The organism is Paenibacillus diazotrophicus (assembly GCF_042610465.1).
In genome coordinates this window covers 910,993-933,678 of sequence record NZ_JBGJZN010000001.1, presented here as the reverse complement: position 1 = coordinate 933,678, position 22,686 = coordinate 910,993, and the positions used below count along the sequence as shown (strand labels likewise).

Sequence of the window (22,686 nt, the reverse complement as noted above, 5' to 3'; positions counted from 1 at the left end):
GGGAAAATAACTGGACCGCGCATGGAATGTTCTTGCGGCGATTGAAGTTTATATAGTTTCTAATAACAAGAAGATACAGCCTACAGATGGGGTGATTGCGTTTGAGTCATAGAGTAGTTGTAACAGGTATGGGCGTGATGACGTCGCTTGGCACGGATTTGGATACGTTCTGGGATAATTTGATGAATGGCAAATCCGGAGTGTCGACAGTGGACGCTTTTGATGTCAGCGAGTACACAACCAGAATAGCAGCATCCATTAAAGACTTTGATCCGGAGGCGCGGTTTGGCCGTAAGGAAGCACGCAAGATGGATCGTTTCGTCCAGTTTGCAGTAGCAGCAGGTGAAGATGCACTCAAGGATAGCGGGCTTGTGATCGGTGAAGATATCGATGCGGAGCGGATTGGCGTCTCTGTAGGGTCCGGTATTGGCGGACTTGGCACATGGGAAGACAATCATAATCTTCTTCTGGAAAAGGGACCAAAACGGGTCAGCCCGTTCTTCATCCCGATGATGATTGCGAACATGGGATCAGGTCAATTGTCGATTAGCCTGGGAGCCAAGGGACCGAATACTACAACAGTAACAGCTTGTGCAACAGGAAGTCATTCCATTGGTGAATCTTTCCGCCTGATTCAGCGCGGAGATGCGGATGCGATGATTTGTGGCGGTTCAGAAGCCACTATTCGTCCAACGGGTATGGCAGGCTTCTGTGCAATGAGAGCGATGTCGACTCGTAACGATGAGCCTGAGAAGGCGAGTCGTCCGTTTGATGTAGACCGCGATGGATTTGTTATGGGAGAGGGAGCCGGAATATTAATTCTCGAATCACTCGAGCATGCTGAGAAGCGCGGAGCCAAGATCTATGCCGAGGTCATTGGCTACGGTCTTAGTGCGGATGCCCACCATATGACGGAACCTGATCCGGATGGTGCTGCACGCTGCATCAAGATGGCGATACGCGATGCAGGTATTGCCCCTGAAGAGATCGATTACATCAATGCTCATGGAACCTCTACACCTGTAGGTGACAAGTCGGAGACATCTGCCGTAAAGATAGCTCTTGGAGAGCATGCATATAAGGTTGCAATTAGCTCCACCAAATCCATGACCGGCCATTTACTTGGTGCTGCCGGAGGTGTGGAAGCGATTATTTGCGGATTATCTCTGCAAAAAGGAATGATTGCACCTACTATTAATTTGGACAATCCAGACCCGGAATGCGATTTGGATTATGTTCCGAATGTTCCGCGCAAAGCGGATCTGAATATCGTGATGTCGAATTCCTTTGGATTCGGCGGACATAACGCAACAGTGATTCTCAAAAAATATAATCAGTAAGGGAGACAGTGCAGTGAAAGGAGACCTGAAGCAGTTACAGAGCCAACTTCAAATCCAATTTCACGATGCTGCACTTCTGAAGCAGGCCTTTACCCATGCATCTTATGTGAATGAACACCGGTTCAATCAGCATCAGGACAACGAGCGTCTGGAATTTCTGGGCGATGCCGTTCTGGAGCTTACGGTGTCTGAATATTTGTACAATTTGCTTCCGGACCGACCTGAAGGCGAGTTAACCAAGCTGCGGGCTGCAATTGTATGTGAGCCTTCTTTGGTGAGATTCGCCGAAAGTCTGGGCTTTGGACGCTATGTATTGTTGGGTAAAGGGGAAGAACTTACGGGCGGCAGAACCCGCCCGGCCTTGCTGGCCGATGTATTCGAATCCTTCGTGGGAGCGCTTTATCTGGACCAAGGTCTGGAAACAGCACGGCGGTTTCTGGATAATCATGTGTTTCCGCTGGTGGAGACGGATGGCAAGCTGCAAATGCAGATGAGCGATTTCAAGACGGAGCTTCAGGAGCTGATTCAGCATCACGGAATGGGTACGCTGGAATATCGGATTATTGAAGAACGCGGACCGGCACATGAACGGGAATTCGTCTCTGAGGTCTATATGGCCGGCCGATCACTTGGCAGAGGCAGTGGCCGCTCCAAGAAAGAAGCGGAGCAACAGGCAGCAGCAGCAGCGCTTTTGCAGTTGAAGGAAGATGGCGCGTAGTACCGTGTACGTGCTGTAGTGAAAGTTTGCTTTTTGGAATTTCTCGAACTTTTTGTTATTGACTTCAAGGACAAGCTTTACAATGTGGCGGGTCCAGCGGAGGAGAGCAGCAATGGTCTGAAAGCCGGCGTACAGGCGGAGGTCAGACTTTTGCTGCTCTTTTTCGAGATTCAGACTAGTGTAAGAAAAGGAATAAAAAGAGATACAGCCTAGAAACGGTTTGTAGTGAAGAGCTGTTTTAGGCGGTGAGGCGCTATGGTATAATGGGGCAGAGGTGAATAACAGGGTATGTTTTTGAAACGGATTGAATTAGCAGGTTTTAAATCATTTGCCGACAAAACGGAAATGGAATTTGTCCGCGGAATTACAGCCGTAGTCGGCCCGAACGGCAGCGGCAAAAGTAATATATCCGACGGCATCCGCTGGGTGCTGGGTGAACAAAGCGCCAAATCACTGCGCGGTGGAAAGATGGAAGATATTATTTTTGCCGGAAGTGATGCACGTAAAGCCGTGAATTACGGGGAAGTATCACTGACTCTGGATAATGAGGATCATGCACTGCCTCTGGACTTCAGCGAGGTAACCGTAACACGCCGTGTGCACCGAAGCGGGGATAGTGAATACTTAATTAACAAGCAGGCCTGCCGGTTGAAGGATATTACTGAACTCTTCATGGATACCGGTATCGGGCGAGAGGCCTATTCGATTATTGGACAAGGCCGGATTGAAGAGATCCTTAGCACCCGTTCCGAGGATCGCCGCGGTATATTTGAAGAAGCCTCAGGGATTGTTAAATATAAATCACGCAAAAAGGATGCCGGCCGCAAGCTGGATGAAACCGAGCAGAATCTGTTGCGCATTCATGATCTGATCAGCGAGCTGGAAGACCAGGTAGGCCCGCTGAAGGATCAGTCCGAAAAGGCAATCCGTTACAAGGAACTGAGAGAGCAGCTCAAGCAATTGGAGATTGCTGTGTATGTTCACCAGATTGATGGGATACATACGGCGTGGAAGGAAGGCAATGACCGGCTGGAAGTACTCCGTAATGAACAGCTTCAGTTGTCAACCGTTGTGTCCGCCCACGACGCAAAGCTCGAAAGTGGACGTGCAGAACTGCGGACATTGGAAGAGGAAGTAGAGAAGCTGCAGGAACAGCTGCTGCGCTATAGCGAAGCTAATGAGAAAAGCGAAGGCTACGGGGAGCTGCTTAAAGAGCGCAGACGCAATTTGGAGAGTAACCGGGAGCAGCTGATGGCTACGCTGGGTTCTGTTGGCGAACGTTCCGCTGACCGTCAACGCGAGCTTGCGGAGCTGGAGCATAAGCTCCAGCAATCCCGGTTGTCGCTCGAAGAGCTGCGTAAGCAGCTGGCAGACGAGGAGTCCAGACTGGAAGGCGTTGCTGGAGGCATCAGCCAGAGCAAGGAAGAAAAGCTGAAGAGTGCTCTGCTGGAACTGATGAATCTGATGGCACAGGCCCGGAATGAAATTCGCTATGCCGACCAGCAAAAAGAAAGCCTGGAGCGTAGAATGAGCCGCAGTCAGGAAGAAAGCGGTAAGTGGACGGCAAAGCTGGCAGAATTGATTGCCGCCCAGAGCGCACTTAAGGATAGAATCGCGGGATTGGGCAATGAAATCGGCTCCCTCCGCAATGCTTACATCACTGAAAGCGAGCAGACCAGCAAACGCCAGAAGCTGCTGGAGGAGACGCAGGGCGGACTCCGCAAATGGGAGCAGAAACGCGAAGCCCAGGTTTCCCGGCATGAGACCATGAAGGAAATGCAGGATGATTTTGACGGATTCATGCTCGGGGTAAAAGAGGTGCTCAAGGGTGCGCGCAAAGGACAACTTCGTGGTGTACACGGTGCGGTCGCGGAGCTGATATCCGTTCCCGAGAAGCTGGAAATGGCTGTGGAAACCGCTATGGGTGCTTCGCTTCAGCATGTAGTTATGGATAACGAAGCTGTATCCCGGCAAGCAATTGCTTTCCTGAAGCAGCGTCAGCTGGGACGTGCGACTTTTCTGCCGCTGGACGTTATCCGTTCCCGGCAGATTGGCGGAAGTGACCGTGCAATGGTTGAAGGCGCGGAAGGGTTTGTGGGAATCGGGTCAGAACTGGTGGGATACGAGGATAAATACGCGAGTATCGTCGGCAGCCTGCTTGGGAATGTGGTTATCGCTGAGAGTCTGGAGCAGGCTAACCGTATTGCCGCCAAGTGTCAATATCGTTATCGGGTGGTAACCTTGGAAGGCGATGTGGTCAACGCGGGTGGTTCAATGACTGGGGGTAGTCAGCATAAGAAGAATAACAGTCTGCTGAGCCGCAAACGTCAGCTTGACCAGCTCTTTAGTGAGATCGAAGAGAGTGAGCGGCAAATTGCCAAGTTGAAGCAGGGAATCAACCGGTTGCGGGAAGAACAGGAGACGGCTTCACGGAAGTTGGAAGAGCTTCGTCATGGCGGTGATGAGAAACGGCTGGAAGAGCAGCGTGTCTCCGGTGATTTGAAGCAGCTTGAGCAGGAACTGCGCCATGTACAGGAGCAGGTGGATGGAGCTGGTGCAGAGCGCAGCGGTTTTGAGAGCGAAGTGCGTGAACTGGATGAGAGCCGGAAGCATGCGGTGTCCGAGCTTGAACGGTTAGAGAAGGAAGAGAAAGAGGCTCATGAGGCGATTCGTAATGCGGAATCGGCGCGCAAAGCAAATGAATCGGCCAAAGAAGAGCTGCAAAGCAAGCTGACCGGGATGAAGGTGACCGAGGGCAAGCTGGACCAGGAGATTTTCTCGCTGGAAGAGCAGCTGCGGCGCATGAGACAGGATGCGGGTTCGCAGGACAAAGAACTGCGTCACAGCCGCAGCCTGCTGATCACGATTGAACAGGATCTGGAAGAAAACACGAGAGAAGCTGTGAAACAGAAGGAAGACCTGAACAATTACCGGCTGAAAAAAGAAGATACTGCAGGCAAGTTGGATCTGGCTCGTGCCGACCGTGCCGCTTTGACACGCAAGCTGGAGCTTGCGGAAGGTGAAACCAAGGATCAGCGTCAGGCCTTGAAGTCGGTTGATGACAAACTGCGTGCGACCGAGGTGGCGGTGGGACGGCTCGATGTAGAGCTGGACAATATTCTGCGCAAGTTGAGTGATGATTATGAGCTGAGTTACGAACTGGCTAAGCAGCGGTACCCTATTCCTGAGGATGTACCTGCCGCCCAGATGGAGGTTCAGCGACTCAAACGCAGCATTTCTGCGCTGGGCGAGGTGAACCTGGGGGCGATTGAGGAATATCAGCGTGTGCATGAACGCTATACCTTCCTCAGCGGTCAGAAGGATGATCTGGTGGAAGCCAAAACCACATTATACCACGTGATTCATGAGATGGAAGAAGAGATGTCCAAACGTTTCAAGCAGACCTTTGACGCCATCCGCCGTGAATTCGGCACCGTATTCTCCAAGCTCTTCGGCGGAGGCAGAGCAGATCTAATGCTGCTGGACCCTGAGAATATGCTGGATACAGGGATTGATATTGTAGCCCAGCCTCCAGGCAAAAAGCTGCAAAACCTGCAGCTGTTATCCGGAGGAGAGCGCGCATTGACGGCCATGGCACTGCTGTTCGCCATCCTTCAGGTTAAACCGGTTCCGTTCTGCGTTCTGGATGAGGTTGAAGCTGCATTGGATGAAGCTAACGTAGTACGCTTTGCCCAGTATCTGCGTGAATTCTCGGAACAGACGCAATTTATTGTAGTCACCCACCGCAAAGGAACTATGGAAGAAGCGGATGTGCTCTATGGGGTTACGATGGAAGAGGGCGGCGTCTCCAAGCTGGTTTCGGTTAAACTGGAGGATGATGAAGCAGAGATTGCTTAACGGAATCGTTACAAATATTGAGGAGGAACATAATGAGCTTTTTTCGGAAATTAAAAGAAAGCATCTCCGGTAAAACGGAGAGTGTCACAAAACAGTTCCGCGACGGTCTCGAGAAAACCCGTATAGGGTTCGTAGAGAAGGTATCTGACCTGATCATCCGCCGCAAAAAGATAGATGAAGAGTTCTATGAGGAATTGGAAGAAATTCTGATTGGAGCCGATGTCGGAGTTAACACCGTGATGACGCTGGTTGAGGAGTTAAGAGCAGAAGTGAAGCAGAAGCGGATTGAGGATGCTTCCGAGCTGCAGCCGATTCTGTCCCGGAAACTGATGGAACTCCTGCGTGGTGATGATGATAACAGCTTGAAGGAGAACCCGGACGGGATCACTGTCATTCTGTTCGTCGGCGTTAATGGAGTCGGGAAGACGACCACCATCGGAAAGCTGGCACATCGCTATAAGCAGGAAGGTAAAAAAGTACTTCTTGCGGCTGGAGATACCTTTCGTGCAGGGGCAATAGAACAGCTTGAAGTATGGGGGCAGCGTGCTGGAGTGGATGTCATAAAGCAGCAAGCAGGCTCGGACCCGGCAGCGGTTATGTTCGATGCCGTTCAGGCGGCCAAGCAGCGGAATGTGGATGTGCTGATCTGCGACACGGCAGGCAGACTACAGAACAAAAGCAATCTTATGGAAGAGCTCAACAAAATCTTCCGTGTGATCCAGCGGGAGATTCCAAGCGCCCCACATGAGGTGCTGATGGTGCTGGATGCAACTACCGGACAGAATGCATTGACCCAAGCCAAGCTTTTTGGAGAAAAGAGTGGTGTCACCGGACTGGTGCTTACCAAACTGGACGGAACAGCCAAAGGCGGGATTGTAGTCGCAATCCGCCAAGAAATGAATTTGCCAGTTAAGCTTGTGGGTCTGGGAGAGAAGATGGAGGATTTGCAGCCATTTGATTCTACCCAGTTTGTACATGCCCTCTTTGCTGGAATGATCGCCAATGAAGAACTGAATGAAAAGCAGGACTAAACCTTAGTCAATGGAACGAGATTTGGCAACAAGAGCGGCTGTGCTTTTAATAGAAGCAACAGCTGCTCTTTTTTTGTAGATAAAGTATCAAAATTTCAACATATGAAAAATTCATAATAGTAATGCATGTCAACTCTCGCGCATACAATTCTATGTACTCTATATATGGTTGTCCCTGATCATCACTTATAGGAGAAAGGAAGCGATTCCACCGTTGCTTAATGGAGTACAACTCCATTTTGCCGTTATATATATTGACATGAACAATATTATTTACGTATTATTAAAGTATCTTATAACATTTTCATCATATTTTTTTTGCGAAATTTGCATCAATGTAAATAAACGTAACATTAAATTGATCCGAAAGGAGTCGGGCTCATGTCCAAACTTGATCCTCTGCCCGGGCTGTCTCCGTATCCACTGCAACATTTTTATGATGAAATGTATGCCGATGAACGGAGCGTCCGGCCGCATTACAAACATGTCAACCGCATGTTTTCCGGGATGAGCCCCGAAGAGCTGCAAGGTAAGCAGAAACTGATGCAGCGTCGGATGATGGAAGAGGGAATTACGTTTACACTGTATAATCCTGCACAGGATCATCCTATGGAGCGTACAATTCCTTTTGACATGATTCCTCGGATTATTCCCAAGCTGGAGTGGGAAAGGCTGGAAGCTGGGATTGTTCAGCGTATTACGGCGTTAAATCTTTTTATTCATGATATCTATCATGAACAATACATTGTCAAAGACGGTATCGTGCCGCGGCGTATGATCATCTCGAACTGCTACTTCCGCCCGGAGATGGCCGGTATGCGGGTACCTGGCGGAGCTTACATTACTACTTCGGGAATTGATCTGATCCGCCATCATGATGGAGAATATTACGTGCTTGAAGACAATCTGCGGACACCCTCAGGATTCTCTTACCTGTTTAAAGGCAGATCCCTGATGAACCAGCTGTTTCCCGAAGTCTCTTTTGCCAGCTTCATACGTGATGTGGACCATAGCTTGAACCGGTTTCTGTCAGTCCTGCGAAGTCTTTCCCCGTCTCGGACGAAGAATCCGGTCATAGCTCTGCTGACACCAGGTGAATACAATTCTGCTTACTACGAGCACGCTTTTCTGGCTCAGCAAATGGGAATACACCTGGTAGAAGGTCGGGATTTGGTTGCTCAGGACCATAAGGTGTATTTAAAAGAAATGAACGGTCTCCGGCGTGTGGATGTACTGTACCGCAGATTGGATGACGATTTCATAGATCCGCTGGCGTTTCAGCCCAATTCACTTCTGGGCGTAGCTGGGCTGATGAATGCATACCGGGCAGGGAATATAGCCATAGCCAATGCACCGGGAACCGGCGTTGCAGATGACAAAGCGATGTATGTATACGTACCGGATATGATCCGCTATTATCTGAACGAAGAACCCATCCTTGGGAATGTGCCTACTTATCTGTTATCAAGGTTACAGGAACGACAATATGTGCTCGATAATCTACATGAAATGGTGGTAAAGGAAACCTCTTTGTCTGGAGGATATGGGATGCTGATTGGCAGTGAAGCGACCAGGGAGGAGCTTTCCGATTTCCGACTCAAAATTCTTGCCGATCCGGCTCGTTATATCGCACAGCCGATCATGTCGCTGTCTAGAGCTCCCGTGCTTGCAGGTGGCAGTATGGAACCCCGTCATATTGACTTGCGGGCTTTTGTGCTCATGGGCGCCGACCGCAAACCGCATGTGATTCCAGGTGGTCTGACACGAGTAGCCATGAAGGAAGGCTCGCTGGTGGTGAATTCTTCCCAGGGTGGTGGAGTAAAAGACACTTGGGTAATGGCTTAGACACTACAGCATAAGACTTCAGAATTAACAAATGCAGCATCCATACGTTAAATGAAGGAGTGGCTACGATGCTGAATCGCAATGCGGAAGCTTTGTTCTGGATTGGCCGGTATATGGAGCGGGCGGAGAATCATGCCAGGCTGATCGATGTGCATTATCATATCCAACAGGAAGAGGACTTTCAGGCTGAGGGACATAAATGGTCACGGCTGATTGATGCGTTGGGTGTCAGAAAAGAATATCAGCAGCAATTTGACAGCTTTTGCGAGCAGGATGTATTGTCCTTTATTACACTGGACCTTGGAAATTCCAATTCAATATTCTCTTGCGTACATCAGGCGAGAAATAATCTTCGGACGCTGAGGCAGCATCTTCCCAGTGAGTTGTGGGATATTGCAAACAGTTTTAACCTGTGGCTCGGTGAACAAACCTTGGCAGATATCATGGTCGGACCCCATCAATTCTACCAGCATGTCAAAGAACGGGCTGCCATGTTTCTTGGGGCTGAGCAATCCGTTATGCTACGAGCCAATGAGTGGCGGTTCATTGAAAGTGGGCGTTTCCTGGAGCGGGCAGAGAATACGACCCGAATTCTGCAAGCCGTTACGTTCTCCTGTAAGTCTAAGGATATCAACGGTATCTATACCCAGCTGCAGGCAGTCCTCAAATCAGTCAGCGGGTATCAGGCCTTCCGGCGTTATTATGCTGATGCGATGTCCCCGGAGAGCATTTTGGAGTTCTTAATCGTAAATGCGTATTTTCCACGTTCGATCCGCTTCTCATTCCACAAGCTCGAGGAGCATTTGGCTAAGCTTGATCTGGATACTTCCGAGAAGGGATCCGGTCACGAGCGGGTGATCCGGCAGGCCGGGAAGATCAAGGCAGAGCTTGATTTTATGGAAAAGGAAGAGATGTCGGGCGATCTCGTAGAGGTTGTATTGCAATCGCTGATGACCTCTTGCCAGAAGCTGGGTAAAACGATGGAAGGTGCCTTTTTTCGCCGAGAGGGGGTCTCTGTATGAAAATCGAGATCAATCATACGACCACATACAGTTACCCGGAGCCGGTTACGGACAGTGTCAATGAAATTCGCCTAACCCCGCGGACCAATTACCGCCAGTCCTGCTATCACCATGAGGTAGAAGTGTTTCCGCCAGCGAATTTGCTCACTTATGAGGATTTTTTCGGCAATCGTGTGCATGCTTATTCAGTGAATAAGCCACATACCGAGATGGTGATTCATACCAAGGCCACTGTGGTTACACTGGATAAGGCGCAAGGATTAGACCTTCCGCATATTCCGCTGGAGGATCAGGTGAAGCTGCTAAATGATGATAAGTTCCAGAACCGGTACGTGGAGTTCATTTTACCTACCCGATATACCGAGGTTACACCAGAGTTGGTCGAATTTGCGTCGCAGCATCCTTTTGATGAAGCGGAAGACATGTACGAGTGGACCAAAAAGCTGTCATCGACGATTTATGAACAATTTACCTATGATCCTGAGGCGACAAGTGTCAACACTACCGTTAAAAAAGCTTTAAAGCTAAAACGCGGTGTGTGTCAGGATTACGCTCATCTGATGATCGCTGTCTGCCGCAGTGTCGGACTTCCTTCACGATACGTCAGCGGGTATCATTTTGTGGGTGACCTTCAGGGCGGCAATGCTGATTTCGAGCAAGCTTCGCATGCCTGGGTGGAGACGCATATCCCCGGTACCGGGTGGCTCGGTTTTGATCCTACGAATAATGTTGAAGTGAACTGGCGGTATATTAAACTGGGGCATGGACGTGATTACAAGGATATCGTTCCGGTAAAAGGAGTCTACCGCGGAGTCAGCGGAACACTGACGGTAAAGGTGGATGTCCGTAAGCTGGAGAATTGAAGAAGTGAGGAGAGCCCTGCGACAGCGGGGCTTTTTTATTGATTATGGCGGGCGAGTTACCCGTAAGTTGGCAATGTTGAAATGCTCCTGACATGGAAGGAAGGAGTGTTATCTAGCAGGTATAGTGTGCACGTTGCATCAAATTTGTGCAAATTTTGCATAAAATGATTATAATCAAGGCCTGTTTGGGTAATCTTGAAACAGAGCCACTAAGCTGGACGAATTAGAAAGGGAGTGTACATATGAGCCCAAGTATAGTGAAAAAACAGCGTTTTCTAGGTAAAACAGCCATAATTACAGGGGCGGGCTCTGGAATCGGGAGAGCGACAGCTATTCAGATGGCCCGTGAAGGCGCAAATGTAGCCTTATTCGATCTGGTGAACGAACGGACATCTGTATTGGAGCAGAAGCTGAACAAACAACGCAAAGACTGCGCCCTCGCTATAGATGTGGATACATCGGATGCGGTTCGCATGGAAGAAGCAGTACGCAAAACAGTGGAACGTTTCGGCGGAGTCGATATTGTTTTTGCCAATGCGGGAATTAATGGAGCAGTAGGGCCTATTGAGGAGCTGAGTCTGGGCGATTGGGAGCGCACGATGAACGTGAATTTGACAGGTACTTTTCTTACATTGAAATACACCATTCCTCATCTGAAGGAAAAAGGTAAAGGCAGCATCATCATTACCAGCTCCATCAATGGCAATAGCCGGTTTGCCAGCTTTGGCTGGTCACCGTATAGTACTACCAAGGCCGGGCAGGTTGCTTTTGCCAAGATGGCTGCTCTGGAGCTGGCGAAGTTCAAAATCCGTGTTAACGTTATCTGTCCGGGAGCCATCTCTACCAATATTGATGAAAGTACGGAATTTAATGAGGATGTAGAGGCTATTGTTATTCCCATTGAGTTCCCGGAAGGGGCGCAGCCTCTCGCTGACGGACCGGGTAAACCGGAGAACGTGGCGGATCTGGTATCTTTTCTTGCCTCGGACGATTCCATCCATATTACTGGAGCACAGATTGTGATTGATGGCGCAGAATCTTTGCTGTCCTGATACACTTAGTAGACACGTATAACAAGTGAAATTACCTAAAAGCCTTACCCGATGGTTCACAAAACCAGGGTAAGGCTTTTGGTGCGTAGTTTAACACCGATAACCTAAGGTGTTCTGAAGGAGATAGTTTAGTTCATTTTATAAACAATGTAATTAGATGATTGTAAAATAACAAACAAAATGATAATATGTCTATATATTATTGAGGGATTGGGTGGTTGAGTTGGCTGCAGGCAATGAATCGGTAAGTCTTTCAGAGAAATTCTGGAATGCCTCCATTAATGAGCTGAAGCAGGGCTATATTTTTGAGATGCGGGAACATTCGGGTTTCTATACATGTCTGGTTTGTGGAGAGGAATTTGAGAAAGGGTTAATCTACAAGGAAGACAGCCAATATTATGAAGCCTGGAAATATGCAGCATATCATGTGGAACATGCACATGGGGGGATGTTTAAGTGGCTGCTGGGTCTGGACAAGAAGCTTACCGGACTGACGGAACTACAGAAAGGGCTGCTTGGTGCTTTCCGGCAAAGTTTTAGTGATGGTGAAGTCGCAAAGCAGTTGGGCATAGGGAGTACATCTACGGTGCGTAATCATCGGTTTACTCTGCGGGAAAAGGTGAAGCAGGCAAAACTCTTCCTAGCAGTGATGGAGCTTACCGAAGAAAAGCCTGGGTCAGCTTCGCCTTTTGTCAGCATCCCGCGTTCCGCTGCTATGGTTGATGAGCGATTTGCTATTACAGAAGACGAAAATGCAGAGATCCTGAACACCTATTTCAAAGAAGGTCTGGAGGGCCCCATCACGGAGTTTCCCAAGAAACAGAAACGAAAAGCTGCCATTTTGCGCCAGCTGATTAAGCGTTTTGAGACAGGACGCAAATATTCGGAGAATGAGGTAAATACCATTCTAAAGGACGCATATGCGGATTATGTGACGCTCCGGCGGTATCTGATCGATTATAGGCTGCTGGACCGTGAGCCTGATGGGAGCCGCTACTGGGTTAGTCTATAGATGAAGGAGAGAAGGGTAAACATGGATAAGACTAGACGTAAAGAATTGGCCTATAATTATACTCATTCCCACCGGCCGATGGGAGTATACCGCATTGTTAACACCTTAAATGATAAGGCCTATGTGGGCAGCAGCATTAACCTGGACGGAGTCTGGAATAAGCATAAGTTCATGCTGGACATTGGAAAACATGATAACAAAGCACTTCAGGCAGACTGGAAGGAATACGGAGACTCGGCGTTTGTCTTTGAGATCCTGGAGCAGATCAAACCTGAGGAGGATTTTGTGGCAGAGGTATCCGAGCTTTCTAAATACCGCAAGTTGTTGCCTGAATTGGAGAGCAAATGGCTGGAGAAACTGGCGCCATACGGGGAACGGGGATATTTGGTCCGTAAATCATGACGATATTATCTTGGCTTGCGGAACAAAAGATTCAGGAGGCTATGCGCAGTGGAGCGTTCGAGAATCTGCCGGGACATGGCAAACCACTCCAGCTGGAGGATCTGTCCGGGGTACCTGAAGATTTGCGGATGTCCTTCAAAATCATGAAGAACGCCGGTTTGGTCCCGGAAGAAGTCACGCTGCGCGGCGAATGTGTAACCCTGGAGAAGCTGCTCGCGTCATGTCATTCCAGCGGAAGCGCTGCGGATGGCGAACGGAACGCGCTTAAATCCCAGCTTACGCTGAAACGGCTTCGCTTGCAGGAACTTATGCGTCAGCGTGGATACGAGAACAGCAGTGCGTTCTCCGAGTATGGAGACAAGATTCAGGAGCAGCTTGCTAAGGAAGAATAAGGAGTAGAGTGACCTGGCCCGAAAAGGCTGGGTGACTCTTTTTTTGTATGCAGAGCGCTTGAAATTTATTAAGGTTTCGCCCATCATATTAGAAATACCGGACAATAAGAGGACATGGAGAGATAAGATGAGACAGCTTCCCATTGCACAGGTACTCCCTGAGCTGAGAAATATATTGAATACTTCACCCGCCGCCGTTCTGATTGCCGAACCAGGCGCTGGGAAGACTACTGGAACGCCCCCGGCTTTTTTGAACGAGGCTTGGCTGGACGGCAAAACGATACTAATGCTGGAGCCCAGAAGGCTGGCCGCCCGCTCCGCGGCGAGCTATATAGCCTCCTCCATGGGGGAAAGTGTCGGACAAACGGTAGGTTACCGTATGCGGGGTGACACTAAAGTGGGCAAAGATACGCGTATTGTTGTTGTCACAGAAGGTGTATTAACCCGAATGCTGCAAAGTGATCCGTCGCTTGGCGATGTAGGGCTTGTGATCTTTGACGAATTCCATGAGCGCAGTCTTCATGCAGATCTTGGACTGGCGTTAACCCTTGAAGCGCAGGCTGTACTCCGTGAGGACCTGAGGATTCTGATTATGTCTGCGACACTGGACAGTGGAAGGGTCTCTGCTCTTCTAGGAGATGCGCCTGTTGTGGATTGCCCCGGCCGTGTATTTCCTGTGGAAACGATATATCTGCAAGCTTCTGGAGACAAGCAGCTGGAGCAATCCGCCGCAGCTGCTGTTCGCCGGGCGCTAGCTGAGCAACCGGGAGATGTGCTAGTCTTTCTTCCAGGTGAGCGGGAAATCCGGCGGACGGAGCGTGAATTGGAGGGTGGAGATCTACCTCCGGGTACCGTGCTTCGTCCACTATATGGCCAGCTCTCACAGGTGCAGCAGGATGCCGCCGTGGCAGCCTCCGTACCGGGTGAACGGAAAGTAGTACTGGCTACTTCGATTGCTGAAACCAGTCTGACGTTTGAAGGAGTGCGGACAGTGATCGATACGGGGCTGAGACGAACTCAGATGTTCTCGCCCCGCACGGGCATGCCCCGGCTGACCACGGTCCCTGTATCCAAGGCTTCGGCCGACCAGCGAAGGGGCCGTGCGGGACGCACAGCACCTGGAGTATGCTACAGGCTATGGAGCCGGGAAGAACATGCCCGTCTTCCGGACGATAATGTGCCGGAGATTATGGAGACCGACCTGGCGCAGCTCGCTCTGGAGCTGGCGCTGTGGGGCGCGCCTGACCCGGCGGCGCTGCTCTGGCTGGACGCGCCGCCGGCTGCGCTATATGCGCAGGGCACCGCGCTGCTGCGCCAGCTCGGCGCGCTGGACGCCGGCGGCGCCATTACGCCGCACGGTCGCCGCATGGCCGCGCTGGGCGCGCACCCCCGCGTCGCGCATATGCTGCTGCGCGCGGCAGAGCTGGGAGCGGCGCCGCTCGCCTGCAGGCTGGCGGCGCTGCTCCAGGAGCGGGACCTCTGGCGGGGTCCCGCGGCAATGGACAGCGACCTCACGCTGCGCGTGGAGGCGCTGCTCAGGTACGAACGCTCCGCTGCGGACAGCGGCGGAGCAGACCCGGCAGCTCTGCGCGCGGTGCAGCGCGAGAGCCGGAGCTTCCTGGCGCAGCTGCAGGCCGCGCCGGGAGCGATGCCGGACAACATCAGCCTAACCGGGCTGCTGTTGTCGTTCGCCTACCCTGACCGCATCGGGCAGAAACGCGGCGATGGCGCGTTTCTGCTCTCGGGCGGACGGGGGGCGGCTATGCGGGAAGGCCAGCCGCTCACGCGTTCGCCCTATATAGTAGCGGCCGGCATAGATGACCGCGCCGGCCAGAGCCGGATTATACTGGCAGCCGAGCTGCCCGAAGCAGAGCTGCTGAAGCATCACAAGGAGAGTCTGCAAGAAGAGCGCGAAGTCTATTGGGATAGCGGGAGCGGGAGTGTGCAGGCACGCAGGCGAACCCTGCTGGGTGCACTGATGTTGAAGGAAACCTCGCATGAAAGGCCTACAACAGAAGAGGCAGAAGAGGTTTTGCTTCGTGTAATCGCCGACAAAGGGCTCGAACTGCTGCCATGGGATAAAGGAACGGTTCAGCTATGGCAGCGGATGGTATTCCTGCATGGATTGCGGACAGATTTCCCGGATGCTTCGGAAGAAGCCCTGCTGTCCTCGCTTCACGAATGGCTTCAGCCATATCTTCAGGGTATGCGCAATCTCCGTGACCTGCAGCGGTTGCCTGTTGCCAAAGCGCTGGAAGGAATGCTGGATTGGAGTAGCCGGCAGCTGTTGGATAAAGAAGCACCGACGCATATAACAGTCCCCAGCGGTTCCCGGATTCCGTTGGACTACAGTACTCCAGGCGTACCCGTTCTTGCAGTAAGGCTTCAGGAGTTGTTCGGCCAGGTAGATACACCTAGGATCGGGGGAGGCAAGGTAGCGGTGCTGCTGCATCTCCTTTCTCCTGCAAGGAGACCGGTCCAGGTCACGGCGGACCTTGCCAGTTTTTGGCAAACCACGTATTTCGAAGTCAAAAAAGATTTAAAGGGGCGTTACCCCAAACATTATTGGCCGGATGACCCTCTGCAGGCCGTTCCTACGAACCGTACACGTCCTTCAAAATAAACGATAATCCTCGTTGTCATTCCAATGAAAAAGCTTACAACCTGTTTGGGAAGCATGCGAACGGGTAATAATGTAGCGAACGACAATTACGAAGGAGGGCTTCAAGTGGCAGACAAAATCGTAGGTGTATTCGATGCGGAACAAGAAGCGACCAGAGCAATTGAAGGGTTACAACGACAGGGTGTAAGCAATGATGAAATCTCAGTAATAACTCGTGACCGGGATGAATTGAAACATATATCGGATGATACAGGTACCATGGCTCCGGAAGGTGTAGCAACCGGTGCTGCAACAGGAGGAGTAGTCGGCGGTATTACCGGATTGCTTGCGGGGATAGGGGCGTTGGCCATTCCGGGAATCGGTCCGATTCTGGCGGCAGGCCCAATCGTAGCTACACTCACAGGTGCGGCGATCGGCGCAGGAGCGGGCGGTCTGGTTGGCGGATTAATTGGACTGGGTATTCCTGAAGATGAAGCCAAAGAATATGAAAGTTACGTGGACAGCGGCAAAATTCTCGTCCTGGTGGATGATAATGGACGCGGGCGCGACATCCATAATGTATTCACAGGCAACCGCTCATTGAATGCCAGCCGATATGACAGCCGGTATAGTGATACTACCCTGAATGATCCTATTACTGACCGGGGGGCTACGAATCCGGATGTGATAAGAGATGATACGACAGTTGGTAACACAATGGGCAACCGTGGCTCGATGAATGCAAATACTGACCCGGACCTCTACAACGGCAACCGGATGTAATGTAATTAAGTCCCGTCTGTGGGCGGATAAGAGCTATATCTTTAACCAAAAAAGACTGCATTTCAGGAATAACCTGAGGTGCAGTCTTTTTTGCGTCTGCTAGATGGCCACCTTTTTCAGCAGTGAAATTATGATATTTCAACATATGAAAAATTCATAATAGTAAAATCATAAATCCACTTTTCTAGAACCTGCGATTATACGCGCACTTATTCGGGTACTTATACCATAATTATCGGTAATAAGGTGTGCGACTATATTAAAATTTCTAATTGTGAAAGCAGGGAAATAGTGTTTATACTAGAGTTACACAGGAAAGATAAGGAAACACACCATTAGGAGGTGTCCCATGGCGTTTATGATCGCCCAGCGGGCTTTTATCAAGGTTTATCTGATTACAATGGTTGAGCAGCATAAGGGTTATGGGTATCAAATGTTAGAGGATTTACGGAGAGATTTCAAAATGCATGGCTATTCCCCTCCCCAGAGCGAAATCTACCGGGCATTGCATGAGCTGGTACAGCAGGGGATTCTATACCGGACCAAACAGTTGAAAGGGAATGATCCTAAGGTAGATTTCCAGGAGATTGTCCTTTATCATTTCACAGCTGACGGAGAGGAAAAAGCCAGATTGTATAAGAAGCAGGTCAAGACGGATCTTGACCGCTGCCTGGGTATTCTGAATAAAGCCGTTGCGGATAATTTCTAGTATCAGACTTCATCTTCTTCATTTTGACCTGCAGGGGGAACCGGAGAACTTGCACTACCGTAATCTTCTACAGCTTCCCAAGCACCTGCATCGTCGAATCGGCCGCTCTCTTCCTGGCGGTTCCGGCCTGCTCCAGCGGGTGGGGGTGTCATTACTTCTTCTTCTACTGGTCGGTCATTCAACGATTCACGGCTCGGCACATATTCTACAGCATAGGGTGTAAAGGGAATGGCTTCAAGGCGTTCATATGGAATCTCCTCATTGCTTATGATACAAATCCCGTAGGTTCCGTCTTTCATCCGCTCTAATGCAGCTTCAATATCGGATAGTTCCTCTGTAAGCGAAGTATTGATGGCCAGATCACGGCTTCTTTCGAAGGTTTCAGTTCCCGTATCAGCCGGATGATTGTCTGCAGACGAGAGTTCACCGGTAGAGATTCTGAGTGAGTCACCAAGCAGGCTGTTTTCTTCATCATTCAATGAAAAATGCTGCTCGATTTCCTTTTGCCGCTCCTCAAGAGAAGATTTTAATGTGGCTAGCTGTTCTTTGGATAGATGGCTCATATAGTCGATCTTCCTTTCTGTGAATATATTTATACTTAAACCGTATTCTTTCCTTACCCTATTGTCAGCAGAAGCAATCAGAGGCCAATTAACTGCGGGTCTATAACTTAAGTGATATTTTCAGGTTGCTGTTAGCCTGTTATAATGATTACTGCTGGATGAAACGCTATATACTTGGAGGTAACTTACATGGATGAACACATGAAACGCAGACTGGATAAGCAGAGAAAGCTGTTCAGCCAGCTAGGCATTACACTTGACGCACTTACCATACACGAGAAAGAATTCAGTATGAAGCTACGCGGCTATGATGCCGAAGAGGTAGACACTTTTTTGGATAGCGTAATTAAGGATTATGAGCGCTTTTATGCTACTATAGCCGATCTGATGGATAAATGGCAGGAGCAGCAGATTGAGCTTCGTGAAATGAAAGACAAGGTTCAGAAGGTAGAAGCTGCACCGGCGGTAGCACCAGTTATTCGAGGAATTGATCCGATGGATCTGGAGGATGTGATTCTGAAGCTGGAAGCTAATGTGAGACAATTGAAGGACAGACTGCCCCGCAGCGAAAGTTATTTATAAAACGTCCTGCAGCAAATGGACCCCTTGCATTCTGAATTGCCAGAATTTACAATTATAAAACATCAGCTTGAGTAATTGGAATATATATGGAATGCCAGATGGAGGTTGGACCATTGCTTGATGAGCGAGGCATAAGCCTGAAGATCCGCGGAAAAATTGCTCTCGGTTATGCTATGATCCTGTTAATGCTGGGACTGTTTCTGCTCGTTGTATCCAGCAGGATCACTGACCTGGAGAAGGAAACTGTTTTTTTGAGTGACCATGATATGAAGGTGCATGAGCTTACCTATCAAATTGAAAAAAATATGTTAGACATGGAGACTGGTCAAAGAGGATATGCACTTACAGGCGACCCCGGTTATTTGCCTCCCTTTGATAAGGGGACGGCAGAGTGGGAGATTAATTATACTAAATTACGCAGAATGATTGAGAATAACCCGGATCAAATGCTGATCCTGCAAGATATCCAAGTGAATATTAATAAATGGATCGGAACAGCGGGACGTTACGTAGTTGATCTGAAACGCAATGGTCAGACTGAGGCAGTGAATGCCTTTTTTCGCAATGACAGCGGTAAAATGATCATTGATTCCACACGCTCACAGCTGGAGTACTTCCGGGATAACGAACGACAGCTTACAAGCGAACGAATTGCCAATTTGAAAGACAGCAACGATAAGCTAATGATAACCATGTATGCACTTTGGACTATGGTTGCCCTATTGGCAGCTCTTGTAACTTACCTGATCTCTGCAAGTATTGTGAATCCGCTGCAACACGTCATTCAAGCGATCCAGAGTATAGCAAGCGGGGGGAACATGTCCGAACGGATCAGAGTGAAGACCCGTGATGAGATCTATGAACTGGGAAATGCAACGAATGAGCTATTAGATAATGTTCAGCGGGATCATTGGAGTAGTGGACAGATTTCGTTAATGTCTATGGCTCTACAAGAAACTACTGATTTGTCTATCGTATGCAGGACATTTATGAATAGATTATCCTTTATGCTGGAAATGCAATATGGTGTCATTTATGTGCTGGGTGAGAATGAATTATATGAACGAATGTATTCCTATGCCGGCTCAGAGAAGCTGAAGCTGGAGATCGGAAAGACGAAGATACATGCGGGTGAAGGGCTCATTGGCCAGTGTGCGATCGATAAAAAGCTGATTCTGCTTGAGGATTTGCCAGAGGATTATATAAGTGTTCATTCCGGACTCGGAAGATCCGCACCCAAATTTGCTGTTATTGCTCCGGTTATCTTCGAGAACAAGACTGTAGCCGTTCTGGAGGCCGCTTCGCTGACTCAATGGGCCCCCTATCAACTTAAGCTGTTTGACGAGCTGCTAACCATGTTGGGGGTCACCTTGAATTCTGTTTTGACACGTATGGAAATTCAGCACTTATATAAGGAATCTCAAGTCTTGAACGAAGAATTACAGATCCAATCCGAGGAGCTTCAGGTACAATCTGAGGAACTGCAGGTACAGACCGAAGAGCTGCAGAATCAAACCCATGAATTGCTGATTATTAACCGGGAACTGGAGGACCAGAAGTCTGTTGCCGAGAATGCAGCCGTTCAACTGGAGAAATATAATGAACAATTGGAGCAAAGCTCCCGCTATAAATCTGAATTTTTAGCCAATATGTCTCACGAACTGCGTACACCGCTTAACAGCATGCTTATTCTTTCACAGCTGCTTACCGAGAACCGCAACGAGACCCTGACAGAAGAAGAACAGGGATATGCGGCTGTTATTCATTCTTCTGGAAGCGCTTTGCTGGAGATGATCAACGATATACTGGATTTGTCCAAAGTAGAAGCAGGCAAGATGACAGTAGAACGCGATGCCGTTAACCTTACAGAGCTGCCATCCATACTGAATGGTTATTTTATCAAAACCGCCGAGCAGAAGAATATTGATTTCCAGGTCATACTTCAGGATGATGCTCCTGATTTATTTTTTACGGATGAAATGAGATTGCATCAAATCCTCAGGAACCTTCTTTCCAACGCTTTTAAGTTTACGGAACAGGGATTTGTAAAAGTGGTGATCCACCGTGTGGAATCTTTCACACCGCCACACCTTCATACAGGTGAACCAGCAATCGCCTTTACCGTAAAAGATAGTGGAATTGGTGTATCGGATGCAAACCGGGAGAGCATCTTCGAAGCTTTCCGCCAGGCTGACGGCTCAACCGTCCGTAAATATGGTGGTACCGGCCTGGGCTTGTCCATCTCTCAGCAGCTTGCCAGACTGTTAGGGGGAACCATTACACTGGACAGTAAAGAGGGTGTGGGAAGCACGTTTACACTGTACCTCCCTTGCCGTGAAATCGATGACGGGTTCGATTCCATGGTTCCAGATGTCTGGAGTACACAGGCTGCAGCTGCTTCTGAATGGAGTGAACTGCAGCATGAGAAGTCTGTTAAGAAGGATCGTACGCAGTTCGACAAGGATTATAGCAAGCTTCGTGAGAAGACTGTACTGATTGTAGATGACGACATCCGCAACATCTATGCTCTGGACAAAGGGCTGGAGCCCTATGACATGAATATTCTAACTACTCAATCCGGATTCGAGTGCCTGCAAATCGTCAGAGAACAGCCAGACATAGATATTGTACTCTTGGACATCATGATGCCGAACCTGGACGGGTATGATACCCTTTCGATCATCCGTGAGGAACTGCAGCTGCCTGAACTTCCCGTTATCGCAATCTCAGCCAAAACGATGAAGGATGACCGTGAGAAATGTCTGGCAGCAGGAGCTTCAGATTTTCTCAGTAAGCCGGTCGTGATTCAGGATGTGGTGACACGAATGTGCCGGCTGTTAGAGGGTCGCGCTTGACTTTATAAAAACTAATTGACTGAAAAATAAGTATGACTTATTATGGTTTTATAAATGATCCATTATATGCAATCGGCGTGTTACCTTTAAGGGCATGAGCCAAGAATTGACCTCATTTTAATGAGTCTTTCTTGGCTCTTTTTGATGCAAAAAAATCGGACAAATGGGAAGGAGGGGGACCTTGGTCAAAGATAATGAGCAGTTTGAGGTACTGCGGGTGATCGGCAATAACGTAGTGATGGTGCAAGGAGGCCGTAAGAACAAGGAATATGTGATTATTGGCAAAGGGATCGGATTTGCTGTTAAAGATTCAGGAATCATAGAAGCAAATGATAAGCGGATTGAGAAATTATTCAGGTTGGAGGATCGTGAGGAATGGAGTCAATATCAGATTCTTCTTGAAGATATAGATCCAAAAGTGATGAGAATAACAGATGATATTATTGCGGATATTGCGTTTGAATTTTCAGGCAAGCTGAATGACAAGATCTATTTAGCGCTCCCCAGCCATATCCAGTTCACCGTCTACCGTCTCAGGAATGGAATGGACATTGTCAATCCGTTTCTACAGGAGACCAAAATGTCTTTTCCCAAGGAATTTGAGATCGCTTACAGAGCGGCGGAGAAAATCAGTGCAGAGTTCCAGGTTCAGATCCCTGAAGATGAAGTGGGGTTTCTAACGTATCACGTATATTCGGCGGTCAGCAATGTAACGGTAGGTCAGTTGGTAAAATCCTCAAATATCGTCAGCGAGTTGCTGGATATGATTCGCAGAGAACGAAACTTCACCTTTTCTCATGGAAGTATGAACCACATACGGCTCATGATTCATCTGCGATTTTCGATTGAACGGATTCTGCAGGGTTCGCTCATTGATAATCCGTTCGTGAAGCATATTCAGAAAGAATACAAAGAGGAATACAAGCTGGCCCAAAAAATGGGCAAGGTTATGCAGGAATCCCTGGGTGTAGAAGTTCCCAAAGAAGAAATTGGCTTCCTTGCCATGCATTTGTGGCGATTGTTCCAAACCTTAGATAAATAGCAACCGTGAGGAGAG

Annotated in this window: 19 protein-coding genes; 18 read left to right on the top strand and 1 reads right to left on the bottom strand. The window is 49.1% G+C overall.

The genetic code is table 11. The annotated features are described in order from the left end of the window. Positions 1-101 precede the first annotated feature (101 nt). The 15 genes from fabF to ACAN54_RS04070 all read left to right on the top strand — a co-directional run bounded on the left by fabF (position 102) and on the right by ACAN54_RS04070 (position 17,629). Positions 102-1,340 carry a beta-ketoacyl-ACP synthase II gene (gene fabF / locus ACAN54_RS04140; protein ID WP_379152853.1) on the top strand — a complete coding sequence of 413 codons (1,239 nt, stop codon included), beginning with the start codon at positions 102-104 and terminating at the stop codon, positions 1,338-1,340. 13 nt (positions 1,341-1,353) lie between these two features. Next, entirely contained in the window at positions 1,354-2,058 is a 705-nt protein-coding gene (rnc, locus tag ACAN54_RS04135) for a ribonuclease III (RefSeq protein WP_379152850.1), read from the top strand. A 33-nt stretch (positions 2,059-2,091) separates the two neighbouring features. Then, on the top strand, positions 2,092-2,271 hold the full coding sequence (locus tag ACAN54_RS04130; protein WP_379152848.1) for a hypothetical protein: 180 nt from the start codon (positions 2,092-2,094) through the stop codon (positions 2,269-2,271). Positions 2,272-2,346: 75 nt separating this feature from the next. Further along, positions 2,347-5,916 carry a chromosome segregation protein SMC gene (gene smc / locus ACAN54_RS04125; RefSeq protein ID WP_379152846.1) on the top strand — a complete coding sequence of 1,190 codons (3,570 nt, stop codon included), beginning with the start codon at positions 2,347-2,349 and terminating at the stop codon, positions 5,914-5,916. A gap of 32 nt (positions 5,917-5,948) precedes the next feature. Continuing rightward, a complete protein-coding gene (ftsY, locus tag ACAN54_RS04120; RefSeq protein ID WP_379152844.1) occupies positions 5,949-6,947 on the top strand; it encodes a signal recognition particle-docking protein FtsY in 999 nt (332 codons plus the stop codon). Positions 6,948-7,328: 381 nt separating this feature from the next. Further along, a complete protein-coding gene (locus ACAN54_RS04115; RefSeq protein ID WP_379152842.1) occupies positions 7,329-8,792 on the top strand; it encodes a circularly permuted type 2 ATP-grasp protein in 1,464 nt (487 codons plus the stop codon). A 68-nt stretch (positions 8,793-8,860) separates the two neighbouring features. Further along, a complete protein-coding gene (locus tag ACAN54_RS04110) occupies positions 8,861-9,814 on the top strand; it encodes an alpha-E domain-containing protein (protein WP_379152840.1) in 954 nt (317 codons plus the stop codon). Further along, positions 9,811-10,677 carry a transglutaminase family protein gene (locus ACAN54_RS04105; protein ID WP_379152838.1) on the top strand — a complete coding sequence of 289 codons (867 nt, stop codon included), beginning with the start codon at positions 9,811-9,813 and terminating at the stop codon, positions 10,675-10,677. The genes ACAN54_RS04110 and ACAN54_RS04105 overlap by 4 nt, the downstream gene beginning before the upstream one ends. 242 nt (positions 10,678-10,919) lie before the next feature. Beyond that, on the top strand, positions 10,920-11,729 hold the full coding sequence (locus ACAN54_RS04100; protein ID WP_379152835.1) for an SDR family oxidoreductase: 810 nt from the start codon (positions 10,920-10,922) through the stop codon (positions 11,727-11,729). Positions 11,730-11,952: 223 nt separating this feature from the next. Continuing rightward, positions 11,953-12,741 carry a DUF2087 domain-containing protein gene (locus ACAN54_RS04095; RefSeq protein WP_379152833.1) on the top strand — a complete coding sequence of 263 codons (789 nt, stop codon included), beginning with the start codon at positions 11,953-11,955 and terminating at the stop codon, positions 12,739-12,741. 21 nt (positions 12,742-12,762) lie between these two features. Next, on the top strand, positions 12,763-13,143 hold the full coding sequence (locus tag ACAN54_RS04090) for a GIY-YIG nuclease family protein (protein WP_379152831.1): 381 nt from the start codon (positions 12,763-12,765) through the stop codon (positions 13,141-13,143). Beyond that, positions 13,140-13,535: a DnaJ family domain-containing protein gene (locus tag ACAN54_RS04085; RefSeq protein WP_379152829.1), complete on the top strand. Its 396-nt coding sequence runs from the start codon at positions 13,140-13,142 to the stop codon at positions 13,533-13,535. Before ACAN54_RS04090 ends, ACAN54_RS04085 begins: the two co-directional genes overlap by 4 nt. Positions 13,536-13,662: 127 nt before the next feature. Next, positions 13,663-16,158: an ATP-dependent helicase HrpB gene (hrpB, locus tag ACAN54_RS04080; RefSeq protein WP_379152827.1), complete on the top strand. Its 2,496-nt coding sequence runs from the start codon at positions 13,663-13,665 to the stop codon at positions 16,156-16,158. Between the two features lie 105 nt (positions 16,159-16,263). Then, positions 16,264-16,920: a general stress protein gene (locus tag ACAN54_RS04075; RefSeq protein WP_379152824.1), complete on the top strand. Its 657-nt coding sequence runs from the start codon at positions 16,264-16,266 to the stop codon at positions 16,918-16,920. Between the two features lie 349 nt (positions 16,921-17,269). After that, the gene (locus ACAN54_RS04070) at positions 17,270-17,629 is read left to right on the top strand and encodes a replication termination protein (protein WP_379152822.1); all 360 of its coding nucleotides are present in this window, start codon (positions 17,270-17,272) and stop codon (positions 17,627-17,629) included. A gap of 2 nt (positions 17,630-17,631) precedes the next feature. Here ACAN54_RS04070 and ACAN54_RS04065 read toward each other — a convergent pair whose 3' ends face one another. After that, positions 17,632-18,192: a TraR/DksA C4-type zinc finger protein gene (locus ACAN54_RS04065; RefSeq protein ID WP_379152820.1), complete on the bottom strand. Its 561-nt coding sequence runs from the start codon at positions 18,190-18,192 to the stop codon at positions 17,632-17,634. A gap of 189 nt (positions 18,193-18,381) precedes the next feature. Here ACAN54_RS04065 and ACAN54_RS04060 point away from each other — a divergent pair, with 189 nt between their 5' ends. The 3 genes from ACAN54_RS04060 (at position 18,382) to ACAN54_RS04050 (ending at position 22,671) form a co-directional block, all read left to right on the top strand. After that, positions 18,382-18,774: a DivIVA domain-containing protein gene (locus ACAN54_RS04060; RefSeq protein ID WP_379152818.1), complete on the top strand. Its 393-nt coding sequence runs from the start codon at positions 18,382-18,384 to the stop codon at positions 18,772-18,774. A 113-nt stretch (positions 18,775-18,887) separates the two neighbouring features. Next, entirely contained in the window at positions 18,888-21,629 is a 2,742-nt protein-coding gene (locus tag ACAN54_RS04055) for a CHASE3 domain-containing protein (protein WP_379152816.1), read from the top strand. Between the two features lie 181 nt (positions 21,630-21,810). After that, entirely contained in the window at positions 21,811-22,671 is an 861-nt protein-coding gene (locus ACAN54_RS04050; RefSeq protein WP_379152814.1) for a PRD domain-containing protein, read from the top strand. The last annotated feature ends 15 nt before the right edge of the window (positions 22,672-22,686 follow it).